The sequence below is a fragment of the Streptomyces sp. NRRL S-920 genome (assembly GCF_000717945.1).
Taxonomy (GTDB): Bacteria; Actinomycetota; Actinomycetes; order Streptomycetales; family Streptomycetaceae; genus Streptomyces; species Streptomyces alboniger.
Genome location: NZ_JODF01000034.1, coordinates 1 through 20,515, shown reverse-complemented (window position 1 = coordinate 20,515; position 20,515 = coordinate 1). Strand labels below are relative to the sequence as shown.

The 20,515-nt window shown below is 72.7% G+C and carries 15 protein-coding genes and 1 pseudogene; 8 read left to right on the top strand and 8 right to left on the bottom strand.

The annotated features are described in order from the left end of the window. Nucleotides 1-49: 49 nt before the first annotated feature. The 3 genes from IG54_RS0123565 to IG54_RS0123555 form a co-directional block, all read right to left on the bottom strand. Nucleotides 50-1,291 (bottom strand): SAV2148 family HEPN domain-containing protein, encoded by a 1,242-nt coding sequence (locus tag IG54_RS0123565; protein ID WP_078594403.1) that lies wholly within the window; start codon nt 1,289-1,291, stop codon nt 50-52. A gap of 104 nt (nt 1,292-1,395) precedes the next feature. Then, a complete protein-coding gene (locus IG54_RS0123560; RefSeq protein WP_030787859.1) occupies nt 1,396-2,712 on the bottom strand; it encodes a copper amine oxidase in 1,317 nt (438 codons plus the stop codon). A 64-nt stretch (nt 2,713-2,776) separates the two neighbouring features. Beyond that, entirely contained in the window at nt 2,777-3,568 is a 792-nt protein-coding gene (locus tag IG54_RS0123555; RefSeq protein ID WP_030787856.1) for a hypothetical protein, read from the bottom strand. A gap of 158 nt (nt 3,569-3,726) precedes the next feature. On the opposite strand from IG54_RS0123555, the gene glgX reads away from it, so the two are divergent. Then, nucleotides 3,727-5,835: a glycogen debranching protein GlgX gene (glgX, locus tag IG54_RS0123550; protein ID WP_030787853.1), complete on the top strand. Its 2,109-nt coding sequence runs from the start codon at nt 3,727-3,729 to the stop codon at nt 5,833-5,835. Here glgX and IG54_RS0123545 read toward each other — a convergent pair. Then, complete coding sequence (locus IG54_RS0123545; protein WP_037897598.1) at nt 5,810-7,066, bottom strand: MFS transporter; 1,257 nt, start codon at nt 7,064-7,066, stop codon at nt 5,810-5,812. The two genes, glgX and IG54_RS0123545, sit on opposite strands and share 26 nt — an antisense overlap. 81 nt (nt 7,067-7,147) lie before the next feature. Between IG54_RS0123545 and treY the strand changes: the two genes are divergently transcribed. Further along, nucleotides 7,148-9,595, top strand: coding sequence for a malto-oligosyltrehalose synthase (gene treY / locus IG54_RS0123540; protein ID WP_030787848.1), 2,448 nt, complete (start codon nt 7,148-7,150; stop codon nt 9,593-9,595). Nucleotides 9,596-10,056: 461 nt separating this feature from the next. Beyond that, the gene (locus IG54_RS0123535) at nt 10,057-11,337 is read left to right on the top strand and encodes a M14 family zinc carboxypeptidase (RefSeq protein WP_234336317.1); all 1,281 of its coding nucleotides are present in this window, start codon (nt 10,057-10,059) and stop codon (nt 11,335-11,337) included. A 26-nt stretch (nt 11,338-11,363) separates the two neighbouring features. On the opposite strand, the gene IG54_RS0123530 is transcribed toward IG54_RS0123535, so the two are convergent. Then, nucleotides 11,364-11,915: a DUF1707 and FHA domain-containing protein gene (locus IG54_RS0123530; RefSeq protein WP_030787844.1), complete on the bottom strand. Its 552-nt coding sequence runs from the start codon at nt 11,913-11,915 to the stop codon at nt 11,364-11,366. 151 nt (nt 11,916-12,066) lie between these two features. On the opposite strand from IG54_RS0123530, the gene treZ reads away from it, so the two are divergent. Together treZ and IG54_RS0123520 are read left to right on the top strand one after the other, a co-directional pair. Further along, nucleotides 12,067-13,812 carry a malto-oligosyltrehalose trehalohydrolase gene (gene treZ, locus IG54_RS0123525; protein WP_030787842.1) on the top strand — a complete coding sequence of 582 codons (1,746 nt, stop codon included), beginning with the start codon at nt 12,067-12,069 and terminating at the stop codon, nt 13,810-13,812. A 61-nt stretch (nt 13,813-13,873) separates the two neighbouring features. Further along, nucleotides 13,874-14,887 (top strand): aldo/keto reductase, encoded by a 1,014-nt coding sequence (locus IG54_RS0123520; protein ID WP_030787840.1) that lies wholly within the window; start codon nt 13,874-13,876, stop codon nt 14,885-14,887. Between the two features lie 70 nt (nt 14,888-14,957). On the opposite strand, the gene IG54_RS0123515 is transcribed toward IG54_RS0123520, so the two are convergent. Both IG54_RS0123515 and IG54_RS0123510 read right to left on the bottom strand, forming a co-directional pair. Then, the gene (locus IG54_RS0123515; protein ID WP_030787838.1) at nt 14,958-15,599 is read right to left on the bottom strand and encodes a PDZ domain-containing protein; all 642 of its coding nucleotides are present in this window, start codon (nt 15,597-15,599) and stop codon (nt 14,958-14,960) included. Between the two features lie 49 nt (nt 15,600-15,648). Next, nucleotides 15,649-16,530 (bottom strand): LysR family transcriptional regulator, encoded by an 882-nt coding sequence (locus IG54_RS0123510; protein WP_030787836.1) that lies wholly within the window; start codon nt 16,528-16,530, stop codon nt 15,649-15,651. Between the two features lie 95 nt (nt 16,531-16,625). Here IG54_RS0123510 and IG54_RS0123505 point away from each other — a divergent pair, with 95 nt between their 5' ends. After that, nucleotides 16,626-17,411 (top strand): glutamine amidotransferase-related protein, encoded by a 786-nt coding sequence (locus IG54_RS0123505; RefSeq protein ID WP_078594409.1) that lies wholly within the window; start codon nt 16,626-16,628, stop codon nt 17,409-17,411. Here IG54_RS0123505 and cyc2 read toward each other — a convergent pair. Continuing rightward, a complete protein-coding gene (cyc2, locus tag IG54_RS0123500; protein ID WP_037897596.1) occupies nt 17,408-19,588 on the bottom strand; it encodes a germacradienol/geosmin synthase Cyc2 in 2,181 nt (726 codons plus the stop codon). The two genes, IG54_RS0123505 and cyc2, sit on opposite strands and share 4 nt — an antisense overlap. 213 nt (nt 19,589-19,801) lie before the next feature. On the opposite strand from cyc2, the gene IG54_RS0123495 reads away from it, so the two are divergent. Next, complete coding sequence (locus IG54_RS0123495; protein ID WP_030787830.1) at nt 19,802-20,272, top strand: hypothetical protein; 471 nt, start codon at nt 19,802-19,804, stop codon at nt 20,270-20,272. A gap of 52 nt (nt 20,273-20,324) precedes the next feature. Beyond that, nucleotides 20,325-20,515 (top strand): annotated as a pseudogene (locus IG54_RS38195) (hypothetical protein); the annotation flags it as partial.

The window sequence follows — 20,515 nt, the reverse complement described above, 5'->3', positions numbered from 1 at the left end:
CGTTCCGCTTACCCGGCCCGAGCGCGCCGAAGCGCCGGGGCGGGAGGGGTCAGGACACCGGGCGCGAGTCCGCCCACGCCAGCTCGAACTCCTCGCGATATGTCGGGAAAAGACCACCCTCGTCCGTATCACCCGATTTCACCACCCGACCGCCGCCGCGCAGCACGAGCACCGGCGCCTCCATGCCGCGGGTCCCGCGCAGGTACGACTGGACGACGGCGATGCCGTCCGCGCCGTCCCCGTCGACCAGATACGCGGTGAAGCGCGGCGTCTCGTCGAAGACCTGGATCTCGAAGGCCCCCGGATCCCGCAGGCGCGCCCGCACCCGGCGCGTGTGCAGGATGTTCATCTCGACGGAGCGGCTCAACTCACCCTTCTTGATGCCCAGTTCCCGCTCCCTGCGCTTGACCGCGCTGCTCGCGGGGTTGAGGAAGAGCAGCCGCACCCGGCAGCCGGACTCCGCGAGCCGGACCAGCCGGCGCCCGGAGAAGTTCTGCACGAGCAGGTTGAGGCCGATGCCGATCGCGTCGAGGCGGCGGGCCCCGCCGAAGATGTCCTCCGCGGGGAACTGCCGCAGGAGGCGCACCCGGTCCGGGTGCACCGCCACCACGTCCGCGTAACGGTCGCCGACCAGGTCCTCGACGGCGTCCACCGGAAGGCGGCGCGCGGAAGGCGTGTCGGTACCCGCGCCGAGTATGTCCAAGAGCTTGGCCGAGGCGCGCTCCGCCTGCGCCAGGACCGCCGCGGAGAGCGCGCGGTTGCGCGAGACGACGTTGCGCGTGACCTCCAGCTCGTCCAGGGCCAGTTCCACATCGCGCCGGTCGTCGAGGTACGGCTCGAAGCACGGCCAGTGCTGCACCATCAGCTCGCGCAGCTGGGGCAGCGTGAGGAAGCTCAGGACGTTGTCGTCGGCGGGGTCGAGCAAGTAGCCCTTGCGCCGGCTCACTTCGCGCACGGCGACGGCCCGCTGTACCCACTCCTGCCCCGCGGGGCCCGCCGCGGCGACCACCCAGTCGTCCGCGTGGACGGGTTCGTAGACGGGGCGCAGAACAGCGGCCACGACCGCGCGCAGCCGCTGTTCCACCAGATTCAGCCAGATGTAGGCGCGCCCGGCACGCTGGGCGCGCGTACGGACCTCGCGCCAGGCGTCGGTACCCCAGTCCAGTTCCGGTCCGATCTGAGATCCCATCTCCACCGGCCGTGCCAGGGACACCGCTCCGGCGGGTACGTCCGCGGAGCCCCCCTCGCGACCCTCGTCACCAGAGGGCAGCTCCCGCCCACCCGAGCTCACCCGCGCACCGCCTTCCGTTCCCCCTGCCACTCCCCCGGTCAACGATCAAGGAAGGGTACTCCGGGAGCGGCGGGCGGTGCAGCCGGATGGGCCGGGTGTCTTCGTCAACCGCCCATCGGGGGCTGACCGTTCTGGTTCGCGAGATCCTGCGGAGTGAGCGGGCTCATAGCGGTGACGTCGCGCGCGGCCAGCGAGAAGCCCTGCCAGTGGACCGGCATCGGCTGCTGGTCCTCGTCACGGGCGATGTGGTGGAAGCCGATGTGCACCCAGGTGATGGGGTGCGTGAGGCTCTCGCCGTTCGCCCACTTGTCGACGCTGTCCGGGCTGCCCGCCGGGCAGCCGATGTTGTTGCTCGCGTACTGCTCGCACTTCTTGTACTGCGTGAAGTACACGTCGTGCTTGGTGAAGGGCCGCCCCGCGTGCTTGTTGCTGGCCCCCGGCACGATCTCGTACGACCTGGGGTGGCCGTCCGTGTTCTTGCCCGCCCCGCTGACCACGCGCCACCAGCGCATGTCCTCGCGGTCACCGGCGAGTTCCTTGGTGACCTTGGTGCGGGTGGTCTTCGTGGTGGGGCTGCCCTGCCCGGTGGGCGGGGTGACCTTGGAGTCGTACTGCTCGACCTTGGCCTTGGGGGAACCGTCCAGGCCGAAGTTGAGCCGCCAGAAGACGTTGTGGGCGTGGCTCTCGGCCTTGGCCTGGTCGCCCTTGCCGATGGGCCAGCCGCGGTCGTCGCCGCCGTCGTAGTCGTACGGCGAGAGACTGCCGGTCGCGCCCACGTTGGAGGTGATCGTGCCGTCCGAGGAGAAGCGCCACTCGGTGATGTATTCGTACCAGGAGGCCTTGTTCACGGTGTAGACGAGCAGGTCCTTGCCCTGACCGGTGAAGACCTTGCCGGAACCGCCGGTGCTCGCGTCGTCGTTGAGGCGGTACGCGTGCCCACGCGCGCGCGTGGTCGTGCACAGGCCCTTCACTTCGCCCCGGTTGGGGACCTTGACGGTCTTGATGGTGCCGCCGGGGCACTCCCCGGGGGCGAGGTTCTGGAGCGCCTGGCCGAAGTCGGTGCCGGTGACGTCGTCGTACTCGGCCTGACCGTCGTCGTAGGGGACGTGCACCTGGGCGAGCCGGGCGCTGGTCAGCACGGGTATCGGCTTCGCCTCGCCCTTGGGCTGGTAGCTGATCTTGTCGAGGATCAGGCCCGAGAGCGTGTTGTAGTGCCAGCACATGCGCCAGGTCGTGCCGCCGTCAAGGGTCTGCTCGATCTTGTAGGCGTCGCTACAGTCGGCCGCCGCGGCGGGCGCGCTGGGCGCCTTGGGGGCGGCGGAGGCGGGAGCGGCGACGCTCAGTGCGCCGCCGAGGAGCGCGGAGACCGCGACGGCCAGAGTGGCCCGTTTGCGGGCGCGCGAAAATCTGTTGACGTGCATGGTGGAGTGAACTCCCTCGTACGAGGAGAAGTTGATGTGTGGTGTCCTGCGCGAGCGGCCGGAATCAGCCGAGCCGGCCGACCGTGCGGGTGCTCAGGTCGACGACGAGGGACCGGGTGTCGATCCACGGGCCGTTCTTGACCTTCGTGACGACCTGGAGGCAGCGGTGCTTTCCGCACTCGGTCAGGTCCGACGGCACCCGCTTGACGGTCTCCTTGCGGAAGACCATGCCGCTCAGCTGAAGCTGCTGCGGGCCGGTCAGCGCCTTGCCCGTGGCGTGCTTGAAGTCCTGCTTCAGCCCCTTGCCGAGCGGGTCGCCGATGAGCAGCCTGGCGCCCTCGGCCAGCTCTTCCTGGCTGGGTGGCGGCTGGACGTTCTGCGCGGTGGTCGTGTCGTCCACCTTGCCGGACTCCAGATTCACCGTCTTGGTGATGACGGCGTCCTTCTTGTAGTCGTAGTAGACGACTTCGGCCCTGCGCGGGGCCGCGGCGCCCGCGTCGGTCGGGTCCGGCTCGCTGAGGTTCGTGGACAGCAGCTGCGGGCCGCGGTCCCCCTCGACGTCCCGGCCGCTGGAGCGCATCTGGCCGCTGACCGACGCCTTCTGCGCGCGCTCGATCTCCTCGTCGGTCAGCGGATCGCTGCCGATGCCCTTGGCGCCCTCCTCGGGCGCCGCCTCGACGACGCCGTCCTTGGCGATGGCGTCCTGCTTCGCGGCTGCCGCGTTGGCCTGGCGGTCCCCCGACGCGCCCGCCTCCGAACCCGGCAGATTGACGCCCACCACGACCGCGGTGGCGGTCGCCGCGACCGCCGCGCCCGCCACCACCTTTCCGAGGTGGCGTCTGACTATCTCTCGCACTTACTCCCCCTACTCCCCTGGCGCCCCATTCGTGGGCATGCCGAGTATGTGGTCGGACGGTTAGACGGGTTCAACTCAAGGGTGGTTGCCCCACTTTCGGGCAGACTCTGGCCAAAGTGGCCCCGGCCCGAGGGGGCGTTAGTGAAAGAGTCATATGCATGCAGGTCTGGCCTGGGCAGGCGTACCCCTTAGGTGCCACGTACGACGGAGCCGGCACGAATTTCGCGGTCTTCTCCGAGGCCGCAGAGCGGATGGAGCTGTGTCTCCTGCACGACGACGGCTCGGAGACCGCCGTCGAGCTGCGTGAGTCCGACGCGTTCGTGCGGCATGCCTACCTCCCCGGCATCATGCCGGGACAGCGGTACGGCTTGCGCGTGCACGGCCCCTACGCACCCGAGCAGGGGCACCGCTGCAACTCCGCGAAGCTGCTGCTCGATCCGTACGCGCGCGCGGTGAGCGGGCGCGTCGACTGGGGCGAGGAGGTGTACGGCTACCACTTCGAGGACCCCGGCCGGCGCAACGACCTGGACTCGGCGCCGCACATGATGACGTCGGTGGTGGTCAATCCGTACTTCGACTGGGGCGACGACCGGCCGCCCAGGACCCCGTACCACGAGACGGTGATCTACGAGGCCCATGTGAAGGGCCTGACGATGCTGCACCCGGACCTTCCGGACGAACTGCGCGGGTCGTACGCGGCGCTGGGCCACCCCGCGATCATCGAGCACCTCACGGGTCTTGGTGTGACCGCCCTGGAGCTGATGCCGGTCCACCAGTTCGTGAACGACCACCGCCTGGTGGACATGGGCCTGAACAACTACTGGGGCTACAACACCATCGGCTTCTTCGCCCCCCACAACGCGTACGCCTCCTGGGGCGACCGCGGTGAGCAGGTCCTGGAGTTCAAGCAGGCCGTGAAGGCGCTGCACGAGGCGAACATCGAGGTCATCCTGGACGTCGTCTACAACCACACGGCCGAGGGCAACCACCTGGGCCCGACCCTGTCCTACAAGGGCCTGGACAACGCCTCGTACTACCGCCTGACGGACGATCCCCGCTACTACATGGACACCACGGGGACGGGCAACTCGCTCCTGATGCGCTCGCCGCACGTACTCCAGATGATCATGGATTCACTGCGGTACTGGGTCACGGAGATGCGGGTGGACGGCTTCCGCTTCGATCTCGCGGCGACGCTCGCGCGCCAGTTCCACGAGGTGGACCGCCTGTCGTCGTTCTTCGACCTCGTACAGCAGGACCCGGTGGTCAGCCAGGTGAAGCTGATCGCCGAGCCGTGGGACGTCGGCGAGGGCGGCTATCAGGTGGGCAACTTCCCGCCCTTGTGGACCGAGTGGAACGGCATGTACCGCGACACGGTGCGTGATCTGTGGCGGGGCGAGCAGCGCACCCTCGCGGAATTCGCCTCCCGGCTGACCGGTTCGTCCGATCTCTACCAGGACGACGGGCGGCGCCCGCTGGCATCCATCAACTTCACCACCTGCCACGACGGTTTCACGCTGCACGACCTCGTGTCGTACAACGAGAAGCACAACCATGCGAACGGCGAGAACAACCGCGACGGGGAGAGCCACAACCGCTCCTGGAACTGCGGCGTCGAGGGCGACACCAACGATCCGGGCGTTCTCGCCCTGCGCGAGCGGCAGATGCGGAACTTCATCGCCACGCTGATGCTCTCCCAGGGCGTGCCGATGCTCAGCCACGGCGACGAGTTCGCGCGCACGCAGGGCGGCAACAACAACGCGTACTGCCAGGACAACGACGTGGCGTGGGTGCGCTGGCCCGACGGCGAGAGTCCGATACTGGCCTTCACGCGGGCGATGGCGATGCTGCGGCGGGACCATCCGGTCTTCCGCCGGCGCCGGTTCTTCCACGGCCGCCCGGTCCAGGGCACGCACGACGAGCTGTCCGACATCGCCTGGTTCACCCCGGAGGGCGCGGAGATGGAGCAGCGCGACTGGGAGGCCTCGCACGCGCGGGCGCTGAGCGTGTTCCTGAACGGCAACGCGATCTCGGAGCCGGGAGCGCGCGGGGAGCGGATCTCAGACGACTCGTTCCTGCTGATGTTCAACGCGTCGCCGGAACCGCTGGAGTTCGTGGTGCCGGTCAACCACGGCCGCCAGTGGCAGGTGGTGGTGGACACGGCGCGTCCGGACGGGGTGGCGTCGGAGTCGGGGCCGAAGGTGCGGGCGGGCGACCGGCTGACGCTGACCGACCGCAGCCTTACGGTGTTGCAGCGTCCGGCGTGACGGAGGCGCGGGGCGGCAGGTCTTGGCGGGGCGGTTCGTGGCGGGCGATCAGTGCCACCGCGAACGCCGCCGCCGCGGCCGCGCTGCCGAGGGCGAACGCCGCCCCCGCCCCGTGGGCCTCGGCCAGCCGTCCGGCCACCGCCAGCGTCACCGCCTGACCCCCGACGAACGCGCTCGCCGCGAACGTCATGCCCTCCGCGAGCCGCTGCGGCGGCATGCGACGCTCGGTCAGCGCGAAGCCCGTGATGAGGTTCGGGGCGTAGACCGCGCCGAAGAAGGTGACCACTCCGTAGAGGGCCGCCAGGCTGTCGGCCCAGACCAGGGGCAGCGACAGGAGGGCGGCGGCCGCCGTCGCCACGCGCCAGCGCGCGAGCAGCCCGAAGCGGTCGGGCAGCGCGGCCATGGAGAGCCCCGCCACGGCGCTCATGACGCCCATCGCCGCGTAGACGAGCCCGGCCTGCCCCGGCTGCCCCAGCTCCTCGGTCAGCGCGGTGATGCCCGCCCCGCAGGCGCCGAGCAGCACCCCGAGGAAGAGGAGCCCGACGCGCACCACGTACACCGAGCGCGGCAGTGGCGGGCGTGCCCCACGCGCGCGTGCCGGCCCTCGCGGGCTCCTCCTGGCGGTGCGCCCCGTGGGGTGCAGTGCGAAGCCCGTGCCGCAGACGGCGACCAGGAGCGCCGCCGCGCCGAACGCGTACGCCGGGTGTCCCGCGACGGACGCCAGGCCCACCAGGGCGGGGCCGAGCACGAAGGAAAGCTCGTCCATCGTGCTCTCCAGCGAGAGCACGGTCCCCGCGAGCCGATCGTCACCGCCCCGCGCACGGACCAGCGGGACGACGCGCGCCCTGGCGAGCGGGCCGATCCCCGGGACCGTGGCGCCCGCGAGCACGCCCAGGGCGACCAGAGCGGGCGTGGGCAGGTCCGCGACGGCACCCGCGGTGTACGCGGCGATCGCCGCGGCGTTGACGAGCGAGAGGACGAGCACCACCGCCCGCTGGCCGTGCCGGTCCGCGAGGCGCCCGGTGAGGGGCCCGGCGCCCACTTGGCCGAGCGCGAGCGCGCAGGCGACGACGCCGCCGGTGGCCAGCGAGCCGCTGGTCTCCGTCACCAGGAGCACGCTGCCGAACTGGATCACGGCCACGGGCAGCCTGCCGAGGAAGGAGACGACGGGCAGCAGCGCCCCCGTCATGCCGATCACCGTGCGATACGCGTCCCGCGTGCCCCGAGCCATCGTCCGACGCTAACGACGCCGTTGAGCGGACGCGCATGAGCGGATGACACGAAAGCCGCCGGGGCGGGTACGTACCTTCGCATGACGCCAGAGCGCTCAAGGCCCGCGGTGCCTCCTTCGCCGACCGCCACGTACCGGCTCCAGTTGCAGCCGGACTTCCCCTTCGCGGCCGCCGAGGCCGCCGTCCCCCATCTCGCCTCGCTGGGTGTCTCGCATCTGCACCTGTCGCCGGTGCTGGAGGCCGTCCCCGGGTCGACGCACGGCTACGACGTGGTCGACCACGCGCGCGTGAGGGACGAACTGGGCGGCGAGGACGGGCTGCGGTCCCTGGCACGCACCGCCCGCGAGGCCGGTCTCGGCCTGGTGGTGGACATCGTGCCGAACCACATGGCGGCGGTGCCGCGCCACAATCGCGCGCTCTGGGAGGTGCTGCGCGAGGGAACCCGTTCGCCGTACGCCCGCTGGTTCGACATCGACTGGGACGCGGGCGGCGGGCGCGTCCTGCTGCCCTTCCTCGGGGCGCGGCTCGGGGACGAGCTGACGGCGCTGCGGGTCGACGGGGACGTCCTGCGCTATCACGAACACGCGTTCCCCATCCGCGAGGGCACGGAAGAGCTGCCGCTGCCCGAGCTTCTGGATGCCCAGTGGTACCGCCTGTCCTGGTGGAGACTTGCCCGTACGGAACTCAACTACCGGCGCTTCTTCACCATCTCGGACCTCGTCGGAGTCCGCGTCGAGGACCCGGAGGTCTTCGAGGCGACCCACGGGAAGATCCTCCAGCTGCTCCGCGAGGGGGTCGTCGAAGGACTGCGGATCGATCACCCGGACGGGCTCGCGGACCCGGGGGCGTACCTCCAGAAGCTGCACGAGGCGACCGGCGGGCGCTGGACGGTCGTCGAGAAGATCCTCGCCGACGGCGAGCACCTGCCCGCGGCCTGGCCGGTGGCGGGCACCACCGGCTACGACGCGCTGCGCCATCTCGACGGCGTCCTCACCGACCCGGCGGGCGCGGGGGAACTGCTCGGCCAGTACCGCCGCTTCGCCGCGCCGCCGGCCGACCGGGGCGGCGAGTGGGCCGCGACGGTGCGCCGCGCCGCGTACAGGGTCGTCACGCGCGAGCTGGCCGCCGAGGTGGACCGCCTCACGCGCGCGGCGGCCGCGATCTGCGCGGCCGACCCCGCCCTGCGGGACCACGCGCCGTGGGCGTTGCGCACGGCCCTGCGGGAACTCCTGGTGCGGCTTCCCGTCTACCGGCCGTACGTGTCCGGGGGCGCCGCCCCCGAGACGGTGCTCACCGCGCGGGCCGCCGAGGAGGCCAGGGCCGTCTTCAGCGTGCCCGAGGAGGCCGAGACGGTCGACGTCGTACGGGACCTGGTGCTGGGCAGGGCCGGGGCGGCGGACGGGAGCGGTGGGGCCGCCGTGCCGGCGTTCCGCGCGCGGTTCGCGCAGACCGCGTCCGCGCTGCGCGCCAAGGCCGTCGAGGACACCGCGTTCTACCGGCACGCGCCGCTCGTCTCGGCGGCGGAGGTGGGCGGCGCGCCCGAGCGGCCCGCGGTCTCCGTGGAGGAGTTCCACGCGTACTGCGCGCGCGTGCAGCGCGACTGGCCCTGGACGGGCACGGTCCTGACGACCCACGACACCAAGCGCAGCGCCGACGTGCGCGCGGGCATCTCCCTGCTGACGCAGTGCCCGGACCGGTGGGCCGACCTCCTCGCCGAGGTGACGGAGCGGACCGCCCGCGAGGGAGGTGTCCGCGCGCCCGATCCCCAGCTGGCGTGGGCCGCCTGGCAGACGGCGGTCGGGTTCGGCTTCCCCTACGACACGCGGTTGCAGAACGCGCTCCTGAAGCATGTGCGCGAGGCGGGGCTGCACACCAGTTGGACCGAGCCCGACGAGGCCTACGAGAACGCCGTGAGCGCCTTCGTGGAGGCGGGGCCGTGCGGGCCCCCGCTGTACGCCGTCGCGGACCTCGCGCGGGAACTGGCGCCCCATGTACGGGTGAACGTTTTGGGTGCCGCGCTCCTGCATCTGACCATGCCCGGGGTGCCCGACCTCTACCAGGGCACGGAGGGCGAGTACCGCGCGCTGGTCGACCCGGACAACCGGCGGCCCGCGCGCTTCCAGCCGCACGTCCTGGAGCGGCTCGACACACGGCCGGAGCCAGCGGACCTCGGGGAGGAGAAGCTGGCGCTCACAGCGGTGGCGCTGCGGCTGCGCCGACGGCGCCCGGAGCTGTTCGGGGACGCGGCGACGTACGAGCCCCTGACGGCCGAGGGGCCCGGCGCCGCGCACTGTATGGCGTTCACGCGCTCGGGGGAGGTGGTGGTCGCGGTGACGCGGCTGTCGCTGCGGCTCGCGGAGGAGGGCGGCTGGCGGGAGACGGAACTTCCGCTCCCGGCCGGGCGGTGGGCCGATCTACTGTCCCCCGGACGGAAGTTCGAGGGCCACGCACGCGCGGCGGAGCTTTTCGCGGAGTCACCTGTGGTGCTGCTGGAGCGGGCGAACGACTCAGGGGGGCCGGCCACCTAAACGCCGCAGCGGCGGATCGGGACGGCGACTGCCGGTAGGAGGCAAGGGGCCCGCGGCGCGGTCGGGCTCGTCCGCAGGGCCGAAGGGGGCCGCGGCGGCCGGGCCGCCCGGGTGGCACCCCTAGGGGCTGGGGGCGGGGCACTGCGCCGGGGGCGCCATGGGCCGCGCCACGATCGGCCCGTGGCGGCTCAGGCGCCCGGCTGCCAAAGCCGTGGCACGGAGAGCGACCTAGGGGCCGGGGACCGGCCACCGCGCCGGGGGCCGCACGACCCGCGTCGCCCCCACGCCCACAGGAGCAGCGGCACCGAACCAGCCGCAAGGCACACGCCCGCGGAGAGTCACGGGGCCCGCGTGGGATCCCGTACGGGTGTGCGGGGGGCAGGGACAGAGGTGGCGGCTTCGTACAAATGCCCCTATCGCGCGTGTCCTTGACACCCGCTCGGGGGCGTGGCGTACTGCGGATTGCGTCGGTGGCGGACCGGACGGGGGTGAGTCAACTGGCGGTGCAGCGCTATCCCACTGTTCCGGAACTCATCGCCGCTGCCCGGCAATTGGCCGACCACCGTCCCGAACTGACCGCCCTGCGCCAGATCGGCGCCTCGCGCGCGGGAAGGCCCCTGCACCTGCTGTCCGTGGGGCACGCCTCCCGCGCGGTCCTCGTCGTCGCGGGGGCCCACGCCAACGAACCCGCCGGCGGCTCGACCCTCCTGCACCTCGCCGAGCGGACCCTGCGCGACGCCCGGCTGCGCGCCGACACCTCCTGGCACTTCCTGCTCTGCGCGGACCCGGACGGCGCGAGCCTGCACCGCACCCCCGCCCCGCGCTCGCTCCTCGACTACCACCGGCACTTCTTCCGCCCCGCGGGTCCGGAGCAGCCCGAGTGGTCGCCCTCCGTACTGCCTCCTCACCGGCTGCCGCCCGAGACGCGTGCCCTGACCGCCGTCATCGACGAGCTGCGGCCCTACTTGCAGGTGTCCCTGCACGGCACCGATCTGGGCGGCAGCTGGGTGCAGCTGACGGAGGACATCCCCGGCCTCGCGGAGCCCTTCGCCAAGTCGGCGGCGGAGCTGCACATTCCGGTGGAGACGGGCGCGTCGGACGCCGCGGGCTGGCCGGTCTCCGGGCCCGGCGTCCACGTACTTCCGGGGCCCGGCGCGGCGGCGGCCTACCCGAGTCTGCCCGAGGACGCCCGGCTCACCACCTGGCACCACGCCCATCGGTACGGCGGCCGTACCGCGATCGTCGAGGTGCCGATGTGGGCGAGCGACCTCGTCGACGACCCGGCGGCGCACCCGGCGCCGAAAGCGGCCCTGCGGGCACTCGCGCGGCGGCTGCGCAGGGACGGCAGGCTCGTCGAGGAGATCCTGGCCGACGCGCTGCCCCGGCTGGCCGGCCACGACGGGCCGCTGCTGCGGGCCGCGCGCTGGGGACTCGCGCTGGCGCCGGGCCTCGCCGACGACTGGGCCCGCCTGCCGCCCGCGGACACCACCGTGGCGTACGTCGGGAGCGTCGACGCGTTCGGGCGGCGCCTTCCGCTGCGGGCGGGCGCGATGCTGCTGCGGGTCCTGGAGGAGGCGGGCGACCGGGCGGCTCCCCGCCTCGACCGGCTCGTGACACGGTGGAGCGAGGCCTTCGCCGAACGGTTCGAGGCGCGGTGGGTGCCGCTGGAGCACCAGGTGGAGCACCAGTCACGGACCGCGGTGGCCGCCGCGCGCCACGCGCGCGTACAGACGCGGAAGTGACCGACCCCGCCCACCAGGGCCGGTGCTCAGCTCACGGCCAGGCGGAAGGCCATCCGGCCGAAGCTCACCAGGTCGCCGTCCTGGACGAGCGCGGCGCCGGTCACCCTGCGGCCGTTCACGGACGTGCCGTTGGTGGAGCCGAGGTCGCGCAGCACCCACATGCCGCCCTGCCGGCGCAGCTCGGCGTGCACGCGCGAGACCGTGTCGTGACTGAGCCGCAGGCCATTGGCCGGGTCACGGCCGATCCGCAGGGGGTAGGGACTGTCGGGCGAGGGCAGCAGCAGCTTCGGCAGGCGCTCGGCCTGCCAGGCCCTGCGCAGCTTCATGGTGAACCCGGAGACCGCTTCCACGCTGCCGAGCACCATCCGCGACCAGCGGCCCTCGGTCCGCAGATCGGCGGTGAGGGCGGCCAGTTCGTCGGGCCTGCGGGCGGCGAGGACGAGTTCCATGCGCCGCAGGAAGGTGTCGTGCGAGAGCCTGCCGACGGCCGCGCCCTCCTTGAGTGCGTCCAGCGCCCGGTCGCGCTCGGCGTCCGTCACCCGCGCGGGGTACGTGGAGAACTCGAAAGAGGATGTCACCAAGGGATTGTCGGGCAACCTCGCCCCAGGTGTCCAGAATGGGCGCGGGCGGCGGTCGATCGATCTCTTCCGTCCACGAGCAGGCGACTTCTGACGCACCATGGGACGCAGGTGTGACGAACAGACGAACAGCGGACGAGGGGGCACGTCGGTGAGGTTCGAAGTGTGGGCGCCGCAGGCCGAGCAGGTCACTCTGGAGTGCGCGGGCGGCGCGCGGGCGATGGAGCGCGACGGGGACCGCGCGGGCTGGTGGACGGCGGACGCGGAGGCCGGGGACGGGACGCGCTACGGCTTCTCGCTGGACGGCGGCCCCGTACTGCCCGACCCGCGCTCGCGCCGCCAGCCGGACGGCCCCGACGGCCTCAGCGCGGTCGTCGACCATGAGCGGTACGCGTGGCGGACGCCCTGGGCGGGGCGCGGCGTGCGGGAGGCGGTCCTGTACGAGCTGCATGTGGGGACGTACACGCGCGAGGGCACGCTCGACGCGGCGGCAGAGCGGCTCCGGCACCTCGCGGACCTCGGCGTCACCCATGTGGAGCTGATGCCGCTGTGCCCCTTCCCGGGCCGGCACGGCTGGGGGTACGAGGGAGTCTCCCTGTGGGCCGTGCACGAGCCCTACGGCGGCCCGGAGGCGCTGAAGCGCTTTGTCGACGCGGCGCACGCGCAGGGCCTCGGCGTGGTCCTGGACGTCGTCCACAACCACCTCGGTCCGTCCGGCAACTACCTGCCCGCCTTCGGCCCGTACTTCACCGAGACGCACCACACGCCCTGGGGCTCCGCGGTCAATCTGGACGCGCCGGGCTCGGACGAGGTGCGCGCCCATCTGATCGGCAGCGCGCTCGCCTGGCTGCGGGACTACCGGCTCGACGGGCTGCGGCTCGACGCGGTGCACGCGCTGCGGGACACGCGCGCGTGCCACTTCCTGGAGGAGCTGTCCGCGGCCGTCGCCTCCCTGGCGGGCGACCTCGGCAGACCGCTGGCCCTGATCGGCGAGTCCGATCTGGGCGACCCCCGCGTCGTCACCCCGCGCGCGAGTGGCGGCCTCGGTCTGCACGCGCAGTGGAACGACGACTTCCACCACGCGCTGCACACGGCGCTCACCGGCGAGTCGCAGGGCTACTACGAAGATTTCGCACGGGCCCCGCTCGCCGCGCTCGCCAAGACGATGACGCGCGGCTTCTTCCACGACGGGACGTACTCGACGTTCCGCGGGCGCGCCCACGGCCGCCCCGTGGACCGCGCGCGGACGCCCGCCCACCGCTTCCTCGGGTACGCGCAGACCCACGACCAGATCGGCAACCGCGCGCAGGGCGACCGGCTCTCCGCCTCCCTCTCCCCCGGCCTGCTCGCCTGTGCGGCCACGCTGACGCTCACGGGCCCCTTCACACCCATGCTCTTCATGGGCGAGGAGTGGGGGGCCACGACGCCCTGGCAGTTCTTCACCGACCACACCGATCCCGAGCTTGCCGAGGCCGTGCGCCGGGGCAGGCGGCGGGAGTTCGCGGCGCACGGGTGGGCGGAGGAGGACATTCCCGACCCGCAGGACCCGGCCACCCGCGAGCGGTCCTGCCTCGACTGGTCGCAGCCGGAAACGGGCCACCACGCGCGCGTGCTCGCCTGGCACCGCGAGTTGATCGCCCTGCGGCGTACCCGCGCCGACCTGATGGACCCCGACCTGGCGGCGGTGCGGGTCGCGTACGACGAACAGGCGCGCTGGTTCGCGTTCCGGCGCGGCGACCTGAAGATCGCCGTGAACTTCGGCAAGGATCCCGCCGCCGTCCCGCTCGGGAACAACCACCCGCGCGTGCTCGCCGCCTGGGAGCCGGTCGAGCCGCCCGGCGCGGACGGCGTGCTGCGGCTGCCCGGCGAGTCGTGCGCCGTCGTAGGCGTCGCCTAGAGCAGGTCCGCGCGGCCCGCCGAAGCGCCTATCTTGAGGGCCTACCCAGGGGAGGCAGGCCATGAAGCAGCGATTCCTCGGCCGGACGGGGCTGCGCGTCAGCGAGGTGTGCTTCGGCGCGATGATGTTCGGCAGCGGCGCGGACGAGGCGACGTCCCATCGCATGCTGGACGCGTTCGTGGAGGCGGGCGGCACGTTCATCGACACGGCCGACATGTACGGGCGCGGCGTGTCGGAAGAGATCCTGGGCCGCTGGCTCAAGGGCCGCCGCAGGGACGAACTGGTCATCGCCACCAAGGTGTTCAGCACGATGAGCGACGCCCCGAACGCGGGCGGGCTGAGCCGCAAGCACATCCTGTCGGCGGTGGAGGCGAGCCTGCGCCGCCTCGGCACCGACTACATCGACCTGTACCAGACGCACGTATGGGACGCGACGACGCCGATCGAGGAGACCCTGTCCATCCTGGACACCCTCGTGAAGGCGGGCAAGGTGCGTTACCTCGGGGCGAGCAACCACTCCCCGGCCCAGTTGCAGAAGGCCCTCGACGTGGCGCGGGCGCGCGGCTGGGAGCCGTACTCCTGCCTCCAGCCGGCGTACAACCTCCTGGTGCGCGAGGCCGAGTGGGAGCTGCTGCCGCTCAGCGAAGCGGAGGGCGTGGGCGTCATCCCCTACAGCCCCTTGCAGGGCGGCTGGCTGTCGGGCAAGTTCCGCCGCGGCATGGCCGCACCCCCGCAGGGCGCGCGCGGCTCGGGCGCCTGGCAGGAGCGGAACACCGAGGAGACGTGGCGGGTCGTCGACGCGCTCCTGGACGTCGCGGAGGAAGCGGGCCGCACACCGGCCCAGGTCGCGCTGCGGTGGCTCCTCCAGCGTCCGGGGGTGACCGCGCCGATCGTGGGGGCGCGGTCGGTGGAGCAGCTGACGGACAACCTCGGCTGCGTGGGCTGGGAGTTGACGCCCGAGCAGCAGGAGCGGCTGACGTCGGCGAGCGCGCGGCCACTGCCGTACCCGTACAACGTCCTGGCGTACTACCCGGGCCGCGAGCCGCGCAGCGGGCCCCGGACGGACTTCGCCTGACGCTCCTCGACGGCGCCTCCCTCAGCGGTCAGTCGACGATGGCCATGTCGCGGGCGGTGCGGGCGCGGGCTCAGGTCACGACGCCCGGCCTGACGGAGAGGACCCGGCGGTTGCCGCTCTTGTGGCGGACCGTCAGGGGCACCTCCTTGCCCGGCTGAGCGGCGGCGACCGCCGACGCGAGAGCGGCCGCCGAGCCGACGCGCACCCCGCCGAACGCGAGCAGGGTGTCGCCGCGTACGAGGCCCGCGGTGTAGCCCGGGCCCGGGAGGTGCACGCCGACGAGCAACGCGCCCCGGCCGTCGGGGGCGTCCACGGCCTCGACGCCGAGGGTGGAGGCCCTGGCGGGGTGTACGCGGGCGGGTGCGGGGGCGGGGCCGTCGGGCACTCCGGAGTTCCTTGGCGCGGGCGACCGTTCGGTCATCGACAGCTGGGGCTTCGGCAGTTCGGGCTTCGGGATCTCGGACCTCGGCATCTCGGACTTCGGGACCTCGGCGAGTCCGCCCATGCCGAGGGCTGTGGCGCCCACCGTGCCGATGCCGACCCCGGCCAGCATGAGGAGCACCGCGAGGAGCAGGCCGCCGAGCACGGCCCTCAGGCGCCTGCCGCGACGCCGCACGGCGTACGGCCCGCGGCCCTTCTCGGGATGGTCGCCCGAGCTGTGGCCGGGGCCTCGGCCCGGCATCGGCTTGGGACGCAATGCGGTCTGTTCCATGGCTCGCCTCCGGCCACAGCTCTACCCGGCGCGACCCGGCGGCGATGCCTCACGAACGGGTGAGATCAGCTCTGCCGTCCAGTTGCGCCGCCAGCGCCGCGGCGGGCCCGCGCAGGGTCCCCGCGTACAGCAGCTCCGTGCGGTGGACGACGCGGGGCGCGGTCAGCGGCACGGCGACCGCGCCGGGCACTTCGGCGGCGGCCGCACGCGGCAGGAGGGTCAGGCCGTGGCCCGCGGCGGCCAGCGCGGCGAGGGTGCGCAGGTCCGTGCCGTCGTAGCGCAGCGCGGGCCGGAAGCCTGCTGTGCCGTTCGCGGCGCGGAGTTGGGCCAGCGGCAAGCCCGTGTCGGGCGCGTCGATCCAGCGGGCGTGCACGAGGTCGCCGAGGCGCAGTCCGGTGCGGCGGGCCAGCGGGTGGCCTTCGGGGAGCAGCACGGCGACGGGTTCCTGGCCGACGCCCCGCGCGGTGAGGGGCGCCACGTCGGGCAGGCGCAGCGGGTCGTTCGGTGCGGCGAGGCCGTCGACGAGGCCGAGGTCGACGGCGCCGGTCGCGACGGCCGCGGGGATCTCGTCGCGGGGCAGCACGGACAGGGTGACGCCGGCCGATGGCAGTGCCTCGGCCGTACGCCGGGTCAGCGCGGTCGGGGTGGCGGCCAGCGTCAGGCCCTCCTCGGGGGCGGCCACCATGCGCATGACGTCGGCGCGGGCGGCGTCGAGACGCAGCAGCAGAGGGCCCGCGTGTTCCATGAGGCGTGCGCCCGCCGGGGTGGGCGCCACGGGACGGCGGGTCAGCAGGGCCGCGCCTAGGTCCTGTTCCAGGGCCGCGATGTGCTGGGAGACGGCGGACTGGGTGTAGCCGAGTTCGCGCGCGGCCGCGGAGAAGGAGGCGAGGCGGGCCACCGTCACGTACGTACGCAGGAGGTGTGGATCCATGCGTCAAGGATCACGCACCCCCATCAGGAACGCTTATGGAGGGTGCAGATTTCATCGTTGGACGTGAACGGCGGGCCGCGCCCAGGATGATCGGCATGACGACCGACACGGCCCTGACCGCTGACACATCCCTGACCGTCGACACAGCCCTGGCCGCCGAGGCGGCGCACAACTCCTCCACGGCGCGTATCGCGTTGATCGGCGAACGCTCGCCGAACGTGACCTCCCACAACCGGCTGCCGCTCCTCCTGGACGCCCTCGCCGCCCACGACGGCCTCGTCCTCGACGCGTACTGGGTCCCGACCGAGGACGCCGAGGAGCCGGAAGCCGTACGCGGCTTCGACGCGGTGTGGGTCCTGCCCGGCAGCCCCTACCGCAGCGAGGCCGGAGCGCTGGCCGCGATCCGCACCGCGCGCGAGGAGGGCATCCCCTTCCTCGGCACCTGCGGCGGCTTCCAGCACACGCTGCTCGAGTTCGCGCGCAACGTGTGCGGCCTGACCGCGGTCGCGCACGCCGAGAACGACCCCGACGCCGACGACCTGCTCATCGAGCCGCTCGCCTGCTCGCTGGTCGGCCACGAGGGCACGGTGACGCTCACCCCCGGCTCGCTCGCCGAATCGGTGCTCGGCGCCGACCGGTCCATCGAGCGCTACCACTGCTCCTACGGACCCGGCCCCCACCTCGACACGCTGCGCGCGCACGGCCTGCGCTTCACGGGTCACGACGAGGAGGGCCGGGTCCGGATCGCCGAACTCCCCGGCCACCCCTTCTTCCTGGCCACGCTCTTCCAGCCCGAGCTGTTCGGCGACGGCTCGCGCCCGCACCCGGTCGTCCAGGCGCTGGCGCGGGCCGCCGTGCGGCACGCGCGCGTACCTGCCTAGTACCTGCCTAGTACGGGCCCGGCGGCGACGGCGGTGACCCCGGGCGCACGGTCCGGCACGAAGCCGTGCGCCCGCCTCGCCAGATCCTCCGCGCCGTAGCGCCGGCAGCCCGCGTGCCAGTTCAGGATGCCCGCCAGCCAGTTCTCCAGATCGGTGACATAGCCGTCCATGACCGCGCGCGCCTCGGCATTCAGCCCGAAGTCCTCGTACAGGACGGGGAACTCATGGGCGGCCACGTACTCGAACTGCTGCATGCGCTGGGTCATCAGGTCGTGGATGACGCCGAGCGCGGTCGGGTAGTCGCAGCCGAAGAAGTTCTGCACGACCAGGATGCCGTTGTGGACCTCTCCCTCGTACTCGATCTCCTTCTGGTACGAGAAGACGTCGTTGAGAAGCATCGCGTAGTCCATCGCGGCGTTCTCCAGGGAGCGGACGGGACCGCTGCGGTAGACCTCCGGCGGCACCGCGGGGCCGTGGCCCATCCGGCACAGGCTCATGGTGAGTTCGGAGCCGAAGGTGGCACGGCGCATCTCCAGGTAGTCGACCGGGTCGGGGATGCGGTTCTGGAGTTGGTTGGCCAGCTCCCACAGCCAGCTCTCCGTCATGACCACCACGGTGTGCCGTGTGGTGCGGCGCTGCTCCGGGGACATGTCCCGGGTCGTGCGCGCCCACAGGTCGGCGAGGCCGCGCTCCATGCCGTTCACGGGCACGGTGGTCGGCTCGCCCTCGACGGGCATGCACCCGGCGAGGCGCTCCGTGCAGAGCCTCGCCGCGGCGAAGTCACGGCGGTGGCCGAAGACGAGGGGGTAGTAGTCGTCGCCGTAGGTGCCCCAGGCCAGCCACTGCGAGCTGAGGTCCAGGGCTTCCGCCGTGCCGTCGGGGCCGATTCCGGCGGCGCACAGCGGAAGGTCGTACGCGTCGAGCTTGTCCTCGTCCCACACGCCCTCCGACAGGATGCCCATCGCGTGCGACCAGGCGGTGAGCCTCGGGCGGGCGGCGTCCAGGTGCGGATTGAGCCGCAGCGGGAACGGCATGTGGAAGTCCGGCAGGATCGAGGGACCCACCTTCTGGAACGGGACGTGCGTGAAGGAGCGCAGCCGCTCCGCCCCGGCGGACGCGAGCAGCGCGCCCACGTCGGCGGCGGAGGTGCCGAGGCCGGTGGGCCCGGCGAGCGGCGAGGTGGCCGTCGCGCCCTCGTTCATATACCTGCTGGAGCGCAGGTGCCATTCGTGGCCGCCCGACTGCCAGTCCTGGAGGCCCCGGGTGTACGCGGCGACCGCGGCGACCTCGGGTGCGGTGAGGCCCTTCTCCAGGGCGAGGGCGGGCACTTCGGTGACCGCCGTGTGCTCGAACTGGTGCAGGCGCGAGGTCAGGACGTCGTTGACGATGTCGGCGGCCTGCTGGGTCGTGCAGCCGAAGAAGGTCTCCAGGACGAGCACGCCGTTGCTCAGCTCGCCCTCGTCCTGGACCTCCCGCTGGTACGAGAAGAGGTCGTTGCGCAGATGGACGCCGTCCGAGAACGTCTCCATCAGCACGCGCAGCGGCCTGGACCCGGCGACGGCCGCGGGCACCTCTGCGGTCGCGTACTCGATGAGGCCCGCCGACCAGGGGGCGCCGCCCACCTTGCGGCGCATCTCGATGTACTCGACGGGATTGGCGATCCGCCCTTCGTTGATGTTGGACAGCTCCCACATCGACTCGTTCAGGAGGTGCTCGGTGGACTCGGCGAAGCGGCGGCGCCAGTCGGCGGACATCGCGGGGACCGTGCGGGCCCACAGGTCGGCGAGGCCCGCCTCGACCGGGTTCCGCGGCTCGGGGACGGAGGCCGAGAGGTCCATCGGCATGAAGAGGGGGAGACGGTCCAGGTGAGCCTTTCCCGCGGCGCGGTCCTGGGTGCGTTTGTATATGTCCAGGAAGTGGTCGTCGAAGAAGAAGACCCACACGTACCAGTCGGTGATCAACGACAGCGCGGAGCTGTCGCAGTCGGGGTGGGTGTACGCGCACAACAGGCCGTAGTCGTGCGCGTCGAGGTCGCTCTGCTCCCAGATGCCGGAGCCCTCCAACATGCCCATGTCGCGCGCCCACTGGCCGGAGTGCGCACGCGCCTCCTCCAGGTGGGGGTTGAGCCGCGCGCGGTACGGCATATAGAAGTGCGGCAGTTCGAACGGCTGCGTCATGGCCCGGCCCTACCCATGGCCCTCCCCCGCCATCCGGGCGGCCGTGCATGATCGCACCATCGCGTGAATCGGAGGCGCGCCGGGGCGCATAAGGGGCGCACGAAGGCATGGGGCGGCGGCCTTGATGCGCCTTTGCCGAATCATCGGTTTGCCCGCGTGCGCAGGGCTCACGGCTCTAGGCTGCGGTCCACGTCCCCGGAAGGAATCACCTCCATGCCCGATGCGCCGCCGCGAGCGGAGTTGCTTCTGGACCGCGATGTCCCCGAAGACATCGGCCGGGAGCTGGCCGCCGTGCTCGACCGGCTCGGCGCCCCGCCGGTCCGGGTCCGCCGCACCCTCGTCCACCGCGGGGCGGCCGACATCCCCTGGATCGTCCTGGCCTCCCTGCCGTTGCAGGCGTTCCTCAGCGGCCTCGGGGCGGAGGCGGTCAAGGACGCGTACGCCGCGTTCAAGGGGGTCGTACGGAACATCGCGCGCCCGGGGTCGCCCGCGGGCGCCGAGGCCAGGCCGCTGGTCCTCCAGGATCCCGCGGGCGGGCTGAGCATCGTGCTGGAGCCCGATCTGCCCGCCGAGGCGTACGAGTCGCTGGTCGGGCTCGACCTGGCGGAGTTCGCGGTGGGGCCGCTGCACTACGACCGCGCCCAGGGCCGCTGGCGCTCGGTCCTTGACGAGGCCGCCGGCTGACACGCCGGCCGGAGGGCACGGCGGGGCGTTCGCCGTGGATCGGGGGCTGACTGTGACTACGCAGACCGCGGGCACCGCGGAGACGTCGGACGCGGACCTGACCCGCGCCGAACAGGCGTGCGCCGCCGGGGAGTCGGCACTGGACCGCGGCGACCGCGCGAGGGCGGAAGCCCATTTCCGGGAGGCGCTGACACTGACGTCGGCGTGGGCGGGGGGTGCCGGGGGCGGTGCGGGGCCCAGGGA